Here is an 18393-nt window from a genome sequence, read left to right as displayed (position 1 = left end):
AGCCCGGGAGGAGGCGCGATGCTGGAACTGAGGAACGTGACGAAGACGGTTGGCGCGCAGGAGCACATCCGCGACGTGTCGCTGACGCTTCAGCACGGCTCGCTGAATGTACTGCTGGGACCGACGCTTTCCGGCAAGACCAGCCTGATGCGGCTGATGGCAGGCCTCGACGCGCCGACCTCCGGCTCGGTCTGGTTCGACGGCAAGGACGTGACCGGGCAGCCTGTGCAGAAGCGCAACGTCGCGATGGTCTACCAGCAGTTCATCAACTACCCGGCGATGACCGTTTACGAGAACATCGCCTCGCCGCTGAGGGTGGCCGGCGTGGAGCAGGCCAGGATCGACAAGGAAGTGCGCAACGCGGCGGCGCTCTTGAAGCTCACGCCCTATCTCGACCGCACGCCGCTGAACCTTTCGGGGGGCCAGCAGCAGCGCACCGCGCTCGCCCGCGCCATCGTCAAGAATGCCAGTCTGGTGCTGCTCGACGAACCTTTGGCCAATCTCGACTACAAGCTGCGCGAGGAATTGCGCGCCGAGTTGCCGAAGATCTTCGCCGCCGCCGGCACGATCTTCGTCTATGCCACGACCGAGCCACACGAGGCGCTTCTGCTGGGCGGCAACACGGCCACGCTTTCGGAGGGACGCGTTACGCAATTCGGCCCGACGGTGGAGGTGTTCCGCAAGCCTGCCGACCTCGTGACTGCACGGACCTTCGCCGACCCGCCGCTAAACACCATCTTGCTCTCCAAAAGGGGAGCGGACTTCCTGCTGGAAGGCGGTGTCAAATTGCCGGTGCCGCGGGAGCTCGCCGGTATCGCGGACGCCAGCTACACGATCGGCTTCCAGCCGCATCATCTGTCGCTGGAGCGGCCGAACGATTCAGCCGTGCCGGTGCGGGCGAAGGTCACCATCACCGAGATCACGGGCTCGGAGAGCTTCGTCCATCTCGACTTTGCCGACGTTCGGTGGGTGATGCTCGCCCACGGCATCCGCGAGTTCGAGCCGGACGACGAGGTCGAGGTCTTCATCGATCCGCGCCATATCATGGTCTTCGACCAGAACGGCCGCGCCGTGACGGCGCCGAAGCTGGCGGCCTGAGGAGCATCAGATGGCGCGCATCGAGGTCAACCACATTCGCCACTCCTATCTGCCCAACCCGCAGAAGGATTCCGATTTCGCTCTGAAGGAAGTGCATCACACCTTCGAGGATGGCGGCGCCTATGCGCTGCTCGGGCCTTCCGGTTGCGGCAAGACCACCTTGCTCAACATCATCTCGGGGCTGCTGCATCCCTCGCACGGCAAGCTTCTGTTCGACGGCAGGGACGTGACAAATTTGTCGACGCAGGAGCGCAACATTGCCCAGGTGTTCCAGTTCCCGGTCATCTACGACACCATGACCGTCTATGACAACCTGGCCTTCCCGCTACGCAATCGCCGCGTGCCGGAGGCTGACGTCGACCGCAAGGTGCGCGAGACGCTCGACATGATCGATCTCGCCTTGATGGCGAACAGGAAGGCGCGCCGCCTGACCGCCGACCAGAAGCAGAAGATCTCGCTCGGCCGCGGCCTGGTGCGCTCCGACGTCAACGCCATCCTGTTCGACGAACCGCTGACGGTCATCGACCCGCACATGAAATGGGTGCTGCGCTCGCAACTGAAGCAACTGCATCGCCGCTTCGGCTACACCATGGTCTATGTGACGCACGACCAGACCGAGGCGCTGACTTTCGCGGACAGGGTCGTGGTGATGTATGACGGCGAGATCGTCCAGATCGGCACGCCGGCCGAGCTCTTCGAGCGCCCGCGCCACACCTTCGTCGGCTATTTCATCGGCTCGCCGGGCATGAACGTGCTGCCGATTGCGCTCGAGGGCAGGACGGCGAAGCTCGGGGCGCAGCGCATCGAATTGCCGGGCGTGCCCAAGGCCGCGACCGGCGCGGCCGAACTCGGCATCCGCCCCGAATATGTGCGGCTCGGCCGCGAGGGCATGGCGGTGCAGGTCAGGAAGGTCGAGGATGTCGGCCGCCACAAGGTCGTGCGCGCAAACCTGGAAGGCAGCGAAATAGCCGCGGTGATCGGTGAGGACGACGAGGTCCCGGCCGAGCCGAAAGTCCGCTTCGATCCGGCCGGCATCAACATCTATGCCGATTCCTGGCGCGTCGAGATGGGGGCATAGATGGACAAGACCTGGAACAACAAGGCCTGGTTCCTTGTCCTGCCAGTGCTGGTGCTCGTGGCCTTCTCGGCGGTCATCCCGCTGATGACCGTCGTCAATTATTCGGTGCAGGACACGTTCGGCAACAACGTCTTCTTCTGGGCCGGCACCGAATGGTTCGAGGAGTTGCTGCATTCCGACCGCTTCTGGGAAGCGATGGTGCGCAACCTGATCTTTTCCTTCATCATCCTGGCGATCGAGGTGCCGCTCGGCATCTTCATCGCGCTGAACATGCCGAAGAACGGCTGGGGCGTGCCGGTCTGCCTGGTGCTGATGGCGCTGCCGCTGCTGATTCCATGGAATGTCGTGGGCACGATCTGGCAGGTGTTCGGCCGCAACGACATCGGCCTGCTCGGCTATTACGTCAACGCGCTCGGCATCGACTACAACTATGTCCAGGATCCGTTTGATGCCTGGGTCACCGTCATCATCATGGATGTCTGGCACTGGACGAGCCTTGTCGTGCTGCTCTGCTATGCCGGGCTGGTTTCGATCCCGGACGCCTTCTACCAGGCGGCCAAGATCGACGGCGCGTCGCGCTGGGCGGTGTTCCGCTATATCCAGCTGCCGAAGATGCAGCGCGTGCTGCTGATCGCCGTGCTTTTGCGCTTCATGGATAGTTTCATGATCTACACCGAACCCTTCGTCGTCACCGGCGGCGGCCCCGGCAATTCGACGACCTTCCTGTCGATCGACCTGGTCAAGACGGCGCTCGGCCAGTTCGATCTCGGTCCGGCGGCGGCCATGTCGCTGATCTACTTCCTGATCATCCTCCTGTTGTCATGGGTGTTCTACACCGTGATGACCAACTACGACGCGGAGCGCTGACATGGCAGGCGCCAACGAGACGACACGCGTGAGCGAAACGGCCATCACCGAAGTCGGCAGCACATTGCCTCAGGATGAGGTGGCGAAGCTGATGCGCCGTCGCGGCGAGGAGTCGCGCTGGTGGTGGATCGTTCCGACGATCTACATCATCCTGCTGCTGCTGCCGATCTACTGGCTCATCAACATGAGCTTCAAGACCAATGCCGAGATCGTCAATTCACTGACGCTCTATCCTCACCAGCCGACACTGGCGAACTACTATACTATCTTCACGCAGCCGGCCTGGTATTCCGGCTACATCAACTCGATCACCTATGTGGTGATGAACATGGTGATCTCGGTGGCGGTGGCGCTGCCCGCGGCCTACGCCTTCTCGCGCTACCGGTTCCTCGGCGACAAGCATCTGTTCTTCTGGCTGCTGACCAACAGGATGGCGCCGCCGGCGGTGTTCGCGCTGCCGTTCTTCCAGCTCTATTCGGCTTTCGGCCTCATCGACACGCATATCGCGGTGGCGCTTGCGCATTGCCTGTTCAACGTGCCGCTGGCCGTGTGGATCCTCGAAGGCTTCATGTCCGGCGTGCCGAAGGAGATCGACGAGACCGCCTATATCGACGGCTATTCTTTCCCGCGCTTCTTCCTCAAGATCTTCATGCCGCTGATCGCGAGCGGCATCGGTGTCGCCTGCTTCTTCTGCTTCATGTTTTCGTGGGTGGAACTGCTGATCGCCCGCACGCTGACCACGACCGACGCGAAGCCGATCGCCGCCACCATGACCCGCACCGTTTCTGCCGCCGGCATGGATTGGGGATTGTTGGCTGCCGCTGGCGTGCTGACGCTGATCCCCGGTGCGCTCGTGATCTGGTTCGTCCGAAATTATATCGCCAAGGGCTTCGCCCTGGGGAGGGTCTGACCATGAACCTCGACTTCTCCTGGATGGCGTGGACCTGGCCGACGGCCGCCTTCTTCGTCGTCATCGCGCTGATGCTCTGCGGGATGGGCGTCTGGGAATATGTCTCGCCCGGCGGCAATCCGAGCGTCGGCGTGCTGCGCTTCGAGACGACGCGCGGCGACCGGCTTTTTGTTTCGCTGCTCGGCAGCGCCTTCATCCATCTCGCTTGGCTGGGTCTGATAGGGCCCAACCTGTGGTGGGCTCTCGCTCTCTCCGTGATCTACGCCATTGGCGTGTTCCGATACGTATAGAGGGGGAAATAGCCGGAGCGGCCGCGTGCTGGCGGCCACCCCGGATCGCACTTGAAACTTAAATTGGAGGAGACACATGCAACGGCAATTTCTAACAACCACGACTGCCCTTGTCCTATTGCTCGGGGTGGGCAATGCCTATGCCGGTATGGACGAGGCGAAGGCCTTTCTCGACAAGGAGATAGGCGACCTGTCGGCGCTATCACGCGCCGATCAGGAAAAGGAAATGCAGTGGTTCATCGATGCCGCCAAGCCGTTTGCCGGCATGGACATCAAGGTGGTGTCGGAAACGCTGACCACGCATCAGTACGAATCGCAGGTGCTGGCGCCTGCCTTTACCGCGATTACCGGCATCAAGGTCACGCATGACATCACCCAGGAAGGCGACGTCGTCGAGAAGATCCAGACCCAGATGCAGACCGGCCAGAACCTCTATGACGGCTGGGTCAACGACTCCGACCTGATCGGCACGCACTGGCGCTACCAGCAGGTGCGCAACCTGACCGACTGGATGGAGGGCGAGGGCAAGGATGTCACCAACCCGAACCTCGACCTGAAGGACTTCATCGGCTCGTCCTTCACCACCGCCCCGGACAAGAAGCTATACCAGCTTCCCGACCAGCAGTTCGCCAACCTATACTGGTTCCGCTACGACTGGTTCAACGACGAGAAGAACAAGGCCGACTTCAAGGCCAAATATGGTTACGACCTCGGCGTGCCGGTCAACTGGTCGGCCTATGAGGACATCGCCGAGTTCTTCACCGGCCGCGAGATCGACGGCAAGAAGGTCTATGGCCACATGGACTACGGCAAGAAGGACCCGTCGCTCGGCTGGCGCTTCACCGATGCCTGGCTCTCCATGGCCGGCAATGGCGACAAGGGTATCCCGAACGGGCTGCCGGTCGACGAATGGGGCATCAAGGTCGACGATCAATCCCGTCCGGTCGGCTCCTGCACGGCGCGCGGCGGCGACACCAACGGGCCGGCAGCGGTGTATTCGATACAGAAGTATCTCGACTGGCTGAAGGCGTATGCTCCGCAGGAAGCGCAAGGCATGACCTTCTCGGAATCGGGTCCGGTTCCCTCGCAGGGCAACATCGCCCAGCAGATCTTCTGGTACACGGCCTTCACCGCCGACATGGTCAAGCCGGGCCTGCCGGTGATGAATGACGACGGCACGCCGAAGTGGCGCATGGCGCCGTCGCCGCACGGCGTCTACTGGAAGGACGGCATGAAGCTCGGCTACCAGGACGTCGGTTCGTGGACGCTGATGAAGTCGACCCCGACCGACCGCGCCAAGGCCGCCTGGCTCTACGCGCAGTTCGTCACCTCGAAGACGGTCGACGTGAAGAAGAGCCATGTCGGTCTCACCTTCATCCGCGACTCCACCATCCACGACAAGAGCTTCACCGAGCGCGCTCCGAAGCTCGGCGGCCTGATCGAGTTCTACCGCTCGCCGGCCCGCGTGCAGTGGTCGCCGACCGGTACCAACGTGCCGGACTATCCGAAACTCGCCCAGTTGTGGTGGCAGGCGATCGGCGATGCGTCGTCGGGCGCGAAGTCGGCCCAGGAAGCGATGGACTCGCTCTGCGCCGAGCAGGAGAAGGTGATGGGCCGCATCGGGAAGTCCGGCGTCCAAGGCGACATCGGGCCGAAGCTCGCCGAGGAGCACGATCTCGATTACTGGAACAAGGATGCCGTCTCGAAGGGCAACCTCGCGCCGCAGCTCAAGATCGAGAACGAGAAAGAAAAGCCGATCACCATCAACTATGACGACCTGGTGAAGAGCTGGCAGAAGTGACAGACCAGATGCGGGCGGCAGCGCTCGCGTAAGGAATGCGGGGGGAGGCGGCTTTGCCGTCTCCCCCGTTGCATCAAGGTGGAGGAGCGGAATGAGCGGTTTTGTGCTGGCTATCGACCAGGGGACGACTTCAACCCGGGCGATCCTTTTCGACGGCAATATGAAAGTCGCCGGCGCCGGCCAGCAGGAATTCAAGCAGCATTATCCGGCCTCCGGCTGGGTCGAGCATGACCCGGAGGAGATCTGGGCGAGCGTGCTAGGGACGGTGAAGACCGCGCTCAAAGCCGCCGGTCGCGCAGCGTCGGACGTGGCGGCAATAGGAATCACCAACCAGCGCGAGACTGTGGTGATCTGGGACAGGGCGACCGGCAAGCCGATCCACAACGCGATCGTCTGGCAGGACAGGCGCACGGCGCTGCTCTGTCAGAAGCTAAAGAAACAGGGACTGGAGAAGAAATTCACGCGCAAGACCGGGCTGCTGCTCGATCCCTATTTCTCCGGCACCAAGATCGCCTGGATGCTGGACAAGGTGAAGGGCGCGCGGAAGCGCGCCGAAAAGGGCGAGCTGCTTGCGGGCACCATCGACAGTTTCCTGATCTGGCGCCTGACCGGCGGCAAAGTGCACGCAACCGACGCCACAAACGCCTCGCGCACGCTGGTCTACAACATCGAGAAGAATGTCTGGGATGACGAGTTGCTCTCTATCCTGAAGATACCGGCTTCTATCCTGCCGCGGGTGAAAGACTGCGCCGACGATTTCGGCGTCACGGACAAGAGCCTGTTCGGGACCGAGATGCCGATCCTCGGCGTTGCCGGCGACCAACATGCGGCGACCATCGGCCAGGCCTGTTTCGAGCCCGGCATGATGAAATCGACCTACGGCACCGGGTGTTTTGCGCTGCTCAACACCGGCGCGGACCTCGTGCGCTCGAGGAACCGGCTGTTGACCACGATCGCCTACCGGCTCAACGGCAAGACCACCTATGCGCTGGAGGGCTCGATCTTCATCGCGGGCGCGGCTGTGCAGTGGCTGCGCGACGGCATCAAGGTGATCGGCAAGGCGGAGCAGAGCGGCGTGCTGGCGGCGTCCGCCGATCCCGCCCAAGCTGTCTATCTGGTGCCGGCCTTCGTCGGCCTCGGCGCGCCACACTGGGACGCCGACGCGCGCGGCGCCATCTTCGGCCTGACGCGCAATTCGGGCCCCGCCGAGTTCGCGCGCGCGGCGCTCGAATCCGTCGCCTTCCAGACGCGCGACCTGCTCGACGCTATGCGTAAGGACTGGAAAGGCGCTTCCGCCAGAACGGTGCTCCGCGTCGATGGCGGCATGGTGGCGTCCGACTGGACCATGCAGCGGCTCGCCGACATTCTCGACGCGCCGGTCGACCGCCCGACGATCCTCGAGACAACGGCGCTGGGCGCGGCGTGGCTCGCGGGATCGAAGGCGGGCATCTGGCCAAAGGCGAAGGACTTCGCCAAAAGCTGGGCGCTGGAGCGGCGCTTCAAACCGGAGATGGATGCGGCAACGCGCTCGGCGAAGCTCGCTGGCTGGCGCGACGCAGTGCGCAGGACGCTGAGCGTGCGATAAGGATTCGTGGGAGCGGGCGAGGGAACGGGGGAAAATGCAGCCGGACTGGTATCCCGCCTGGCGCGATGAGGCCTATGATCAACTCACCGCCAAGAACGCGCGCCTGGAGAAGGATTTCCGCCTCGGGCACTGGCCGCGTTACGATTACGACCTGACGGTCGGAACGTTGTCGTTCTCCGACAAGGCCGGCTTCAAGGTCGTCTCCGAAATCCAGATCGCTGGTTCCACCAGCGCCAAGGCTGACAACTGGTTGTGGGCCTGGGCAAACTCGAACCTGCCTGGCAATCTTGTCGGCGACGCGAAGCTGGTTCGGGCCTTCGGCGAGGAAAAGGGCATAGATGACCTGGCGCAGGCCTACGTCACGGGTGCGAGCGGAGACCTGGAGGCTGTTGGTTGGAACCTGACCGGGGCTATGGTTCGGGTTTGCAACGCGCTTGGAGCCTACCGATCGCCGCGCGGCGAGGGCGGAGCGCTGTATCTGGTTTTCAAAAGCATCAGATGGGCAAACTGACCGCTATCTATTGTTTTTCCGCAATTCCGGGCGGAAGGCTACGGCGAAGTCGCCGAGCCTGACCGCTCACACTCTTGCTGGAATTACTCTGGCGGTTAGCTAGGCAAAAAAGAGAGAGCCCGTGCCTCTCGAGGCACGGGCTCAGTCAACGACCCTGGTACTGACTGGAGGCCGTCAGTAGGGCGAAATGCACTGCTGACGCGGGCCGTTGTAGGGCTGAAAGGTGTTGTCCGAGGCGCGGTACGAACGATAGCGATCGTAGCACCACTGCACATGCGAATTGCCGCGGTAGACGCGGTTGTTCTCGCTGTTCACGATCGCGCCGGTGATGAGCGCGCCGGTGGCGAAAGCGGCAAGCGGGAACCAGTAGTCGCCATGGCGGCGATAGCCGTGGCGGTATTCGCGATAGCCGCGATGGCCGTTCCAATACATGCCGTCATTGCGCGAAAAACGCTGACCGTCGCGCCAATGGTTGTGCCTCCAGCGGAAATCGCGCTCCGCTACGCTCTGGACGTCGGACGAAGCCGGCGAGGCCTGCGGGACGAATACCTGCGCGGCATTGGCCGGAACCGCCGCAACGGCGGCAAACGAAACCGACAAGGTGGCGGCAAGCAAGCCCGATATGATCTTCTTCATTGGTCTTCTCCTGAGAGAGGGTTGGTTGACGTCCCTGTGCTGGGCAAACGGGAAATCAGCGCGAAGGTTCCCGTTTGATTTTCATGTCATTGTTCTGTCTGAAGCTTCCGAGATATTTCGCTGCCGGGAATCCGCCACTGGGATCTACACGGCGGATATTCAGATCGCGGGCCGCCAACCTTTCGCAGAACCCCTTGGCAGCTCTGGCGGGGGACCGTCTTTTTCCGGTTGACCGACCGCAGCACTCTCCCTATGTTCCGCGCAATTTCGAGGGCGGCGTTTCGAGCCCGCGGGAGCGCGTAGCTCAGCCGGTAGAGCAACTGACTTTTAATCAGTAGGTCATGGGTTCGAATCCCATCGCGCTCACCATTCAACAATCAAACAGACGCCAGAGCCGATCGACGGATGCTTCCACATCCGGGGCCATGGAAACACGAACCGTCGTCCGCCCAGGACGTCGGAACAAAAACTTATGCGCGGCCGTTTCCCCGATGAAGGGACCGCAATTCAGGATGCGGAAAGTGGATGTACTGAATCTGGAACTGGCCCGTGCCAGGCAGCGGGTCAAGCGCGCGGAGATTTCTCTCAATCACGCGACAGAAATGCTGGAAGAAGAATGCGGCGTCGGAATCAATCTCGCGTTGTGCAGCCGTATAAGGTTGGAAAAGAAGCGAGTGGCAGAGGCCAAAAAACGGCTTGTGAAGATCGCGTCGACCGGCTCAGCGTGATAGTGTGATTTTCCCAAGACAAGGAGATCATGGCACTTGCCTTGTCCCGGTAAAAGGTCGTGGTTAAACTCGGGCCTCCGAGGGAGGCTCACGCATGACACTTGACCTTTCTGTGGATGCGCAGGCGACCAAAGCGGAGACGTCGCCCGGCAGATATCTTTTCGGCCCGGTCGCCGACTTCCTGATGCTGGGCGGCAGCGCGTTCCTGATCTTGCCCGTGCTGTTCTTCGTGCCGCGTGAATACGAAGGCCCTCTGGCCGCGACGATGGTCGCCGTGGCCTACCTTGTGAACTATCCGCACTTCGCGCATTCCTACCAGATTTTCTACCGCAATTTCGGGCGCAAGGCGCGTGGCGTCGGGTACGAAAGGAGCCTGCAGCTTCGCTACATTTTCGCCGGCGTCGTCGTTCCTGCGATCATGGCTCTGTTCTTTGCCTATGGCGCGGCGACGTCGAACACGCGGCTGCTTGGATTCGCGGCCAATGCCATGTTCTTCTTCGTCGGCTGGCACTACGTCAAGCAAGGCTACGGCATGCTGATGGTCGACGCCGTGCTGAAGCGCAAGTTTTTCGACGGCCGGGACAAGAAGGTCCTGCTCGTCAACAGCTACGCGGTGTGGATTCTGGCCTGGCTGCAGACGAACACGGCGGTGACGCGAGGGCAATATTACGGCCTTCAATATTACACCTTCGCCGCGCCGTCCTGGATTGCCGACATTGCCGTGCTGGCGGCCGTCGGGTCGACGGCGGCCACCCTTTTGATGCTGGCCGATCGCTGGCGAAGGAACGGTGGGGCCCTGCCTTGGAACGGCATCGTGGCCTATGTCGCCTCGCTCTATCTCTGGATCCTGATCGCCAGGATAAACCCGCTCTGGCTGCTGGTGGTGCCCGCGCTCCATTCGCTGCAATATCTTGCCGTTGTGTGGCGGTATCAGACCAATGTCGAGCGAGACGTCTCGGATGCCGCGCGCGATCCGGAGCCGAGAATTCTATCTGTGCTTGGGCCCCGCTACAGGCTGCGGGTGCTGGGGTTCATCATCGGCGGCGGCGCCCTCGGCTATCTCGGCTTCTGGCTGATCCCGTTCGTGCTTACCGCCCTGGTCCCCTACGACAGCCAGGTCCTCGGCTCCTCGCTGTTCTTCTTCATCGTGCTGATCTTCATCAACGTGCACCATTATTTCCTCGATAATGTCATGTGGCGCCGGGGTAATCCGGAAGTGGCTAAGTACCTCTTCCGGTAGTGGTGTCGCGACGCGCGACCACTCAGGATTTCCCCAACACCAGCGACACATTACCGCCCGCGTGACGCTCCAGCCGTCCGGCGAGGTCAAGCTCAAGCAACACCATCGCGATCTGCGCGGCGGTCATGCCGGTGTGGCGGATGATCTCGTCTATACCTGTCGGTGTGGGCCCAAGCGCTTCCAGAACATCGACACGCTCGCTTTCGCCGGGCGGCGGCAGATTTGACATGTCGGGGGCTTCGGCAAGTGTGGCCGTTCTTGGAAGCCTGATGCCGGCAAGCGGCGCCATCGCGCCAAGCACGTCGGCGGCCTCGGTCACGAGTGTGACGCCGTCCTTGAGCAGCGCGTTGCAGCCGGCGGCGCGCGGATCGAGCGGCGAGCCGGGTACGGCGAAGACCAGCCGGCCCATTTCGTTGGCGAGGCGGGCGCTGATCAGCGAACCGGACCGCTGCGCCGCCTCGACCACCACCAGCCCGAGCGCCATGCCGGCAACCAGGCGGTTGCGGCGCGGAAAATCCTGCGCGCGCGGCTGCCAGCCGAACGGCATTTCGGAAACGATGGCGCCGCCACGATCGGCGATCTCGTCGCACAGGCCGGCATTTTCCGGCGGGTAGGGGACACTGTAGCGGTCACTCACGTAAACGTACGAGATGTACGACGCGACTGGGCATTCCTACATGGGCATTTTGCCCAGTGCCCACTCGATGATCGCGCGTTTGTCTGAGGGGGCACGGGGGGATTGAGGCCCCCTGAGTTATACGTAAGGTCTAACGCATTTTTCGCAAAAAGGTCCGACCCCCCATGGCAACTCAAGGGCTCCCCGGAGGGCTCCACTGGTTCAAACCCCCGGTGACCATAAGGCACCCAGGCGGCAGGCTGAACGTCTCGAACATCGAGGCGGGAGCGGAGGAACTCCTCAGGTGGCCTCCGGCCCGGTGGCAGCAGACGGCGACCCGGTGTGCCCTTGAGGCCCTTGAGGATCGAGCTACCCCCCAGGAGTTCCGCAGGGTCTTCAAACTGGCCGCTAAGGAAGCTGGGGTGTTCTTGGGGGATGGAGATGATGATCCGGTCTACAGCTAACCGAGGCCAGCTACAGGCAATCGAGTAGAGCCCTAAAAAAGCAGCAGGCAGGGCGCGTCAGGAACGTCGGCGACACCGCTCCACTATTCTCTATTCTAATTGCAAAATCGTCACTTGTGTGATATCTAAATGTCACTTAGGTAGTGAATCGGCTTAACGCAATGCTTCGAGACAGCTAAGGATCAGTGACGATGACCAATACCCGGAGTGTAGTAGCCGCGTTTGAGCAGCTCCACGCGGCACTTGATGCCCTTCAAGCCGCCCTCACAGCCGAAGAGGCTACTGAACTGGTTGGCCCCATCGAAGCCGTACGCCGGTTTCGTGCTGCGAACCCCAACGCAACTGCTGCTGAAGCTGTCGCCGCGCTCGCGCCCCACGGGTATAACGCCGGTACGATCCGCACCCAGATGTCGCGCCAGGATCACATTGGCCCAAAGCGCAATGAGTTCATCGACTATCGCATCGACAGCGTTGATCCTATCCAGATGACGAACTTGAACACGGGTGAGCGCGTGGAGCGCGGTAAGAACAAGGACATCTTACGTGAAATGGCAAGAAAACTAGGCCTTCCGAAAGCTGGCGCGATGCACTGCTATTCACCCAACGGCGACGAGTTCACAACGCACGATTATGCACGCGCTGTGCTGAAGGAACTCAATGCCATCGAGGCTTAGCAACTTTCGCGCCGGTCTCGTTGCAGCGCCCACATCGGGCGTCGGCAATCGCTACCGGGTCGACTGTGTTGAGCAGTGATCGCGGAGAAGGGTCAACTAAGCTGACGGTTGGCGATGCCACGTCGGTCTTTCCCCAGGGATCCCATGAGGGCGGTGAAGTGAGCGGGCATTGTCATGTCATTGTCCCTGAAACTTCCACAACTTCTCGACCTTGCAAATTATTCGTCACCTTGGGCAATTCGCGACAGCCTAGAACGAATCAGCCTAGAGTGTTGGAATGGTCCGAGTCAGTCCTGTCCCGCCCTCGCCAGCTATCTTCGCCGAAGTCCCCGAGGCGCGTAGGCGCATCATGCGAGCAATCCGCAGTACGGATACCCGTCCGGAGCGGACGCTTCGCGCGAAGCTGCATGCGCTCGGATATCGGTTTCGCAAGAACGTGGCTGCGCTCCCGGGGAAGCCGGATGTCGTGTTTAGCCGCAAGCGCAAAGCGATTTTCGTTCATGGTTGTTTCTGGCACTCCCATCCAAAATGCAAGAACGCGCAGCGACCAAGAACACGAAGCGATTACTGGGAAGAAAAATTAGACAATACCATAGAGCGAGATCGGAGAAATCTCGCGAAGCTTCAACACTTGGGCTGGCAGACCTTTGTGGTTTGGGAGTGCCAACTCACTGTTGACGACGGTGTGCAACGGCAACTGCTAGGGTTCCTGGGCAACCCCAGGGAAGGGGATCGATAGATGCTGGAGAACCGGGGCAAACAGCTTACGGCATTTGCATTGTTCGCCGGAGCGGGGGGACTTGATCTCGGCCTTGAGCAGGCGGGCTTTCGGGTCGCTGTGGCGTCCGATATTTCGCCCTATGCTCAGGCCACTTACGCGCTGAATAAGCCACAGACCCCGTTCATACTGGCGGACGCACGCAAACTTTCTGGGGACGCGTTAGTTGCTGCGGCTGGGGGCGTTGGGCCTGACTTAATCGTGGGGGGGCCGCCCTGCCAAGGCTTCTCGACGCTGGGCGACAAGATGTCCGCCGACCCGAGGAATGAGCTGTTTGCCGCGTTCGCTCGGATCGTTTCCGAGGTAAAGCCCACGTACGTCCTCATGGAGAACGTAAAGGCGCTCACGACGATGTACGGGGGGCGGTTTAAGGATCACATCCTCCGGGTCTTCGAGGACATGGGCTACCGTATGCATTGGGATGTGCTGGACGCGGCGAACTACGGCGTTCCCCAGTTTCGCCAGCGGGTGTTCTTTTTCGGCACCCGGCGAAATGCTCCTTTTCGGTTTCCTGAGCCTTCCCACGGACCTGAAGCAGAGCAGCCTTACGTGAGCGCATGGCAGGCAATCGGCGATCTTTCGACGAAGGGTAGCGAAGTTCCCAACCACGTGGCGCTCGCTCATTCAGAGACAGTCATCGCGCGATATCGGCTCATTCCAGAAGGCGGCCGCCTGCCGCCGCCCGAGCAACTCCCTCCCGAAATACGTCGTGGCAATTTCGGCAACACTTATAAGCGGCTTCATCGGAGTAAGCCTTCCTTGACGATGGTGCCTGGAAACAATGCGTTCCCGGTCCACCCGACACTCAACCGAAGCCTCACACCTCGTGAGGCAGCCCGCTTGCAGACCTTCCCGGATGAGATTGAATTTGCTGGAGATAGGCGCAACCAGTGCATCTTAGTTGGCAACGCCGTTCCCCCTCTTCTTGGATGCGCGATCGGCAAGGCAATTATCAAACACGCTGCGGCTAAGGTCGCCAAAAAGGCGGCTGCGACCTCCCGTGCCAGCACGGCAGCGGCTGGACCTAAGGCGCTCTCGCTCACCCGATCAAAACCTCGAACAGTGACAGCAAGTCGGAGCGGCCCCCCACTGGCGTTCGCTGATCTGTTCTGCGGGGCAGGAGGCATTTCGATTGGAATGGAGCGAGCAGGCTGGACGCCGACCCTTGCGGTGGACGCAAACCCACACGCGAGCGCCACTCATCGCCTCAACTTCCCCCAAACCCCGTTCTTAGAGACCGACCTGTCCAAGCAGAGCGTCGTAGATGAGGTAGTGGAGAGGCTATCTGCGTCCCAGACTGGCCTGATCGTGGGTGGACCGCCGTGCCAAGGGTTTTCGATGTTTGGACGCCGGCGGTTTGTGAATACGCGGGGATACGATCCGCACAAGGACCCTCGAAACACGCTGGTCTTCGCCTTTGTTGAAATTGTGCGAAGGGTGCAGCCCCGCTGGTTCGTGATGGAGAACGTTCCGGGTTTGGCAAACCTAGATGACGGACAATTCTTGCGCGTGTTGCTGCGAGAGTTCCAAGAGGCAGGGTATACTCATTCTGAAGCCCGCGTACTTAACGCGGCGGACTATGGCGTACCTCAGCTTCGCCGCAGGCTTCTTATCATTGGCAATCGAACCGGCCATGTGATTCCGTGGCCAAAAAGGAAGTTCTTTGCCGAGCCAAAGGACTGGCAAGACCCTTACCGGACAGTCGGCGAAGTGATCGGCGATTTGGCTCTGCCGTCCTCCCATGATCGTGTATCCTGCCACGTGCCTATGAAGCACAAGCCGCTTTTGGTAGAGCGATACGGCTACATTCCAGAAGGAGGAAGGCTGGATGTCGAGTCTCTGCCCTTTCACCTCAGGTCGGGGTACCGAACTGACGAAGTGAAGAACTACAGCCACGTATTCAAGCGTCTCCACCGCGACCGCCCCTCTATTACGATGGTGCCTGGCCACAACGCTTTTCCAATACACCCGTTCTTAAACCGTGCCCTTACGGTGCGAGAGGCAGCGCGAATTCAGACATTTCCGGACGAAATAGAATTTGTCGGGCCCAGGCAGGAACAGTGCATACAAGTCGGCAACGCTTTTCCGCCGCTGCTTGCTGAAATACTGGGCAACTGCATCAGAAAAGCCGAGGTCAACAGCTGGTTTCCGGGCCAGGTGCCTGCGTCCGCGTACTACTCGCTCATTGAAGGCCCACAGCCCCTCTCGAACGCAGATGGTAACGGTGACGATGACGACTTGCTTGAGGCCGTGGCATGAGCCATGACATCGAGGCCTCGTATGCAGCGGCAGAGATTGTGAGGCTTCTGCTTGCTTCACCGCAGAATTGGTTTGATGCTCCTCCTGCTGCGGCAGCCCTGAGTGCATACGCTGCTCGTGAGGGGCGCCACGCTTGGCCACACGCGGATGGGGTGATCGCACTTTCGATTCCAGGGCCAGCCGCAGCAGACTACACCGTCGCGTTGGAGTTCAAGCGGCCAAACGAAGGGCTTCATGGCGTACTAACGGCGATCGGCCAGTCGCATGCCTATCTTCGCAAAGGGTATGCAGGCGCCGTGATCGTTGTGCCAGAATCTTATCCCGGATTTCCCCATCCAGGTGCTTACGCAACGGAAGTCCTTAACCTGACGAGCCAATCACAAGCAATCGGCGTGTTTTCCTACAGCAAGCCGAATATGTCTGCGGTGTCGCCGTTTGGAGGGAAACTTCAAATGCACCGCACATTGGCGGTCGACGCTGCACCTCCGATCGCCGTGCCCCTGCCGCCAACTCGGACGCAGACTCAGTGGGCGCATGTTCGCGAAGGCAGCACCGACCCAGACGCGTTCTTCAGATATCTCCAGGCAGTTAAGCTTTTGGGGGGCGGCATCGTGGCGCCCGTAGCCCCGGTGTTCAGCCCAGATCTGTTGGCAGCGGTGCAGCGCCTCCGTCCGGGGGCGGACCCTGCACGATACCTCTCGAATTGCGTGAACAATGAACTGCCCGATCAAGCTTGGCGGCATTTTTGGTTTTCGTATGTGTTGCATCCGGCCGCGATCCCCGGATGGCAAGTTGGCGGACCTCCGTACACCGTCAATGGGACGCAAAGCTTGATCACAAAGTCGGACGGAAGCGGGTTCAAGCGCTTCTTCGTCGGTAAGTCCAATTCTATCAAGAACCGGATCGTTAGCGATCTTAACGCTGGAGCGATCAACCTCGACGTGGCGCACGATAGGCTTGCCAAGAATTATTTCGATAGGGCTCATTCCTATCGCGAGGACATAGACTCGGGCTGCGAGCATCTCGGCTTCGTGGATTCCGACGGCAGGCTAACGGATATTGGGTATCGCTTTGTCGACGCTTGCGAACGGTATGGAAATCCGAACGCCGGAGTACCGAAGGCTATATTCTTGCGAGCTGTGGTCGGTGAGGGCGCTCTCGGCGCCTTCCTCCACTACATCTATCGACTGTCGGAGGAGCGCTTTAACGTGAACCCGCTGGCGTTCACGGTGCCTGCTGCTGCTGGCGGGCCCCCTGTCTTCCAACAAGACGCCTATCTGAACTGGCTTGAGGACGAAATGGAAATGCGCTTGCACGTCTTAAGGAAGGTGGCGCCCCGAGGGGGTGTCGCCCGAAAGCCGTTCCAGGCGGAGTTGGCTCTCTTGCGTGGCTTGGGGCTTGTCGGCAGCGGGTTCCGAATCGGCGTTGGACTACCTATAAACTGGCCCGAACTACAGGAAGCGATGTCGTTCATTTCAGAGCCAACTCTTCACTAGGCCTATTGGTTCGGGAAGCTCAAGCTTAGCCGGGCACGTGTTGAGCCGTATTGGATCAGCTACACCAAGGACGCGGAGTAGGTGGACAGCTTGTTGCGCCGCAGGCGAAAGGCACCGCCAGCCCCTCGGAAATCAATACGTCGCCTACGTCATGGCCATCGGCAAAAAGTGAGCCGCAGCTTCGCCCATAGTTGCACCGCTTTGTCCCCTCGGTCCCCGGACGGCACGCGCAAGGTACCATCTGCAACTCCAGCTTGGCGTTAGAGACCAGTTCTATGAGGCGCGCCTTGGCCCTGCGGCCTAGCTCTCCCTCAACGGCGCATTTCGGCTCGATGCTCTCCGGGGCATTGAAGCCGACAAGCCGGGTTCCCCTTGAGGCACCGTCAAGCCGGATAGTGTCGCCGTCCGTAATGGTGAACTGTGATCTCCCAAGCGGTACCCTGTCTCCTGTGCCAGATTCCGCGAGCGATGACGGCGTGTTTGGCGATACGGTACGCTCGCCGTTGTCTAAAAGCGAGAAGACCGCGCTTATAAGCATCAACACCAGTGCGATTCCGAAGGCTCTCTTAAACCTCCGCGCCACGTAGCGAGCCTCTCGTTCGAGTAGGTTTCCCGAGCGGCGTGGTCGCCATGGAGGAGACGATTTGGGCCGGTACGACGACGGAGGGGGGGCCTGTAGGGCGATGGAGGGGGCCCTGGGGGGCGCGGTTGTGACGGCTCGTAGGACGTGCTGGGACCTTCCGGACGTCCTATGATCTCGTAAAGCTTTGCCGACTGCTTCTCGCTCAATCGGGTGCGCGGGCCATACTTAATGAACCGCGCTCGCATGTCGACGAGGAATTGCTGCTGCCATCGGCTCAGACATGCCCCTCAGACATAATTGCTTGGCGGTCCGACGTGAATAGCTGCAGTCTGGCGTCAGAGCCTTTAAAGCAAGCCTATAATGATTCATCCTCTGGTTTGATCGGGACCATGGCCTCACGTTTCCTTTTTTTCGATAGCCCTGATTTTGCGAGGCTCCAATTTTACAATGTAAAAAACATAGAAAGCCAGTGAAACGCAGAGGTAGGCCCCGCCTGATGCAATGATCCATCCCAATCCTGCTGTAGGATCGGCTAGGACTATAATTAGAGTGATCAACATTAGGCTAAACGTGGCCCAAAACCATGTATGGACGTTATAGGACAGCCAGCCTGCCAACCCACCGAGGGCGACAGCAGGCGCTATAGTGCCAAATCCCCGGGCCAACTTCAGCCCCACAGTTTGCCTCAATTCGTGGGGCATCAACCACAGGACCCCAGCTAGAACGACCGCTCCGGCTATGGCTACCCGCCTGCCCGGGTGTTCGGAAAACATCTTTTC

General features: G+C 60.7%; 16 protein-coding genes, 1 tRNA gene and 1 pseudogene. 16 read left to right on the top strand and 2 right to left on the bottom strand.

Translation table 11 applies throughout. The annotated features are described in order from the left end of the window. Positions 1-18 precede the first annotated feature (18 nt). The 8 genes from ACR64R_RS09350 (at position 19) to ACR64R_RS09315 (ending at position 8140) form a co-directional block, all read left to right on the top strand. Entirely contained in the window at positions 19-1098 is a 1080-nt protein-coding gene (locus ACR64R_RS09350; protein ID WP_487361360.1) for an ABC transporter ATP-binding protein, read from the top strand. A 10-nt stretch (positions 1099-1108) separates the two neighbouring features. Continuing rightward, positions 1109-2176, top strand: coding sequence for an ABC transporter ATP-binding protein (locus ACR64R_RS09345; protein WP_487361359.1), 1068 nt, complete (start codon positions 1109-1111; stop codon positions 2174-2176). After that, positions 2177-3043, top strand: a complete 867-nt coding sequence (locus ACR64R_RS09340; RefSeq protein ID WP_487361358.1) for a carbohydrate ABC transporter permease — start codon at positions 2177-2179, stop codon at positions 3041-3043. It abuts the gene before it with no gap. Between the two features lies 1 nt (position 3044). Then, positions 3045-3953 (top strand): carbohydrate ABC transporter permease, encoded by a 909-nt coding sequence (locus tag ACR64R_RS09335; protein WP_487361357.1) that lies wholly within the window; start codon positions 3045-3047, stop codon positions 3951-3953. 2 nt (positions 3954-3955) lie between these two features. After that, on the top strand, positions 3956-4243 hold the full coding sequence (locus ACR64R_RS09330) for a DUF2160 domain-containing protein (RefSeq protein WP_487361356.1): 288 nt from the start codon (positions 3956-3958) through the stop codon (positions 4241-4243). A gap of 76 nt (positions 4244-4319) precedes the next feature. After that, complete coding sequence (locus ACR64R_RS09325; protein ID WP_487361355.1) at positions 4320-6044, top strand: ABC transporter substrate-binding protein; 1725 nt, start codon at positions 4320-4322, stop codon at positions 6042-6044. Between the two features lie 91 nt (positions 6045-6135). Beyond that, the gene (gene glpK, locus ACR64R_RS09320) at positions 6136-7629 is read left to right on the top strand and encodes a glycerol kinase GlpK (protein WP_487361354.1); all 1494 of its coding nucleotides are present in this window, start codon (positions 6136-6138) and stop codon (positions 7627-7629) included. Positions 7630-7663: 34 nt separating this feature from the next. Then, positions 7664-8140 carry a DUF6882 domain-containing protein gene (locus tag ACR64R_RS09315; protein ID WP_487361353.1) on the top strand — a complete coding sequence of 159 codons (477 nt, stop codon included), beginning with the start codon at positions 7664-7666 and terminating at the stop codon, positions 8138-8140. A 174-nt stretch (positions 8141-8314) separates the two neighbouring features. Here the strand turns inward: ACR64R_RS09315 and ACR64R_RS09310 are convergent, their stop codons facing one another. Continuing rightward, complete coding sequence (locus ACR64R_RS09310; RefSeq protein ID WP_487361352.1) at positions 8315-8776, bottom strand: BA14K family protein; 462 nt, start codon at positions 8774-8776, stop codon at positions 8315-8317. 293 nt (positions 8777-9069) lie between these two features. On the opposite strand from ACR64R_RS09310, the gene ACR64R_RS09305 reads away from it, so the two are divergent. From ACR64R_RS09305 to ACR64R_RS09295, 3 genes are all read left to right on the top strand, one after another. Then, positions 9070-9145, top strand: a tRNA-Lys gene (locus ACR64R_RS09305). A 152-nt stretch (positions 9146-9297) separates the two neighbouring features. Then, complete coding sequence (locus ACR64R_RS09300) at positions 9298-9504, top strand: hypothetical protein (RefSeq protein ID WP_487361351.1); 207 nt, start codon at positions 9298-9300, stop codon at positions 9502-9504. A 94-nt stretch (positions 9505-9598) separates the two neighbouring features. Next, positions 9599-10744: a hypothetical protein gene (locus ACR64R_RS09295; RefSeq protein WP_487361350.1), complete on the top strand. Its 1146-nt coding sequence runs from the start codon at positions 9599-9601 to the stop codon at positions 10742-10744. A 22-nt stretch (positions 10745-10766) separates the two neighbouring features. Here the strand turns inward: ACR64R_RS09295 and ACR64R_RS09290 are convergent. Continuing rightward, a pseudogene (locus tag ACR64R_RS09290) lies at positions 10767-11363 on the bottom strand (DNA-processing protein DprA); the annotation flags it as partial. Between the two features lie 182 nt (positions 11364-11545). Here ACR64R_RS09290 and ACR64R_RS09285 point away from each other — a divergent pair. The 5 genes from ACR64R_RS09285 (at position 11546) to ACR64R_RS09265 (ending at position 17031) form a co-directional block, all read left to right on the top strand. Continuing rightward, positions 11546-11824: a DUF982 domain-containing protein gene (locus tag ACR64R_RS09285; RefSeq protein WP_487361349.1), complete on the top strand. Its 279-nt coding sequence runs from the start codon at positions 11546-11548 to the stop codon at positions 11822-11824. A gap of 191 nt (positions 11825-12015) precedes the next feature. Then, on the top strand, positions 12016-12498 hold the full coding sequence (locus tag ACR64R_RS09280; RefSeq protein WP_487361348.1) for a hypothetical protein: 483 nt from the start codon (positions 12016-12018) through the stop codon (positions 12496-12498). A 277-nt stretch (positions 12499-12775) separates the two neighbouring features. Beyond that, entirely contained in the window at positions 12776-13237 is a 462-nt protein-coding gene (locus ACR64R_RS09275; RefSeq protein ID WP_487361347.1) for a very short patch repair endonuclease, read from the top strand. Further along, the gene (locus tag ACR64R_RS09270; RefSeq protein ID WP_487361346.1) at positions 13238-15535 is read left to right on the top strand and encodes a DNA cytosine methyltransferase; all 2298 of its coding nucleotides are present in this window, start codon (positions 13238-13240) and stop codon (positions 15533-15535) included. It begins immediately after the preceding gene. After that, positions 15532-17031, top strand: a complete 1500-nt coding sequence (locus ACR64R_RS09265) for a hypothetical protein (RefSeq protein WP_487361345.1) — start codon at positions 15532-15534, stop codon at positions 17029-17031. Before ACR64R_RS09270 ends, ACR64R_RS09265 begins: the two co-directional genes overlap by 4 nt. Positions 17032-18393: the final 1362 nt, after the last annotated feature.

The sequence above is a fragment of the Mesorhizobium sp. MC2-1-1 genome (assembly GCF_057597255.1).
The sequence above is the reverse complement of the archived record's forward strand: the minus strand, read 5'-3'. Positions and strand labels throughout refer to the sequence as shown.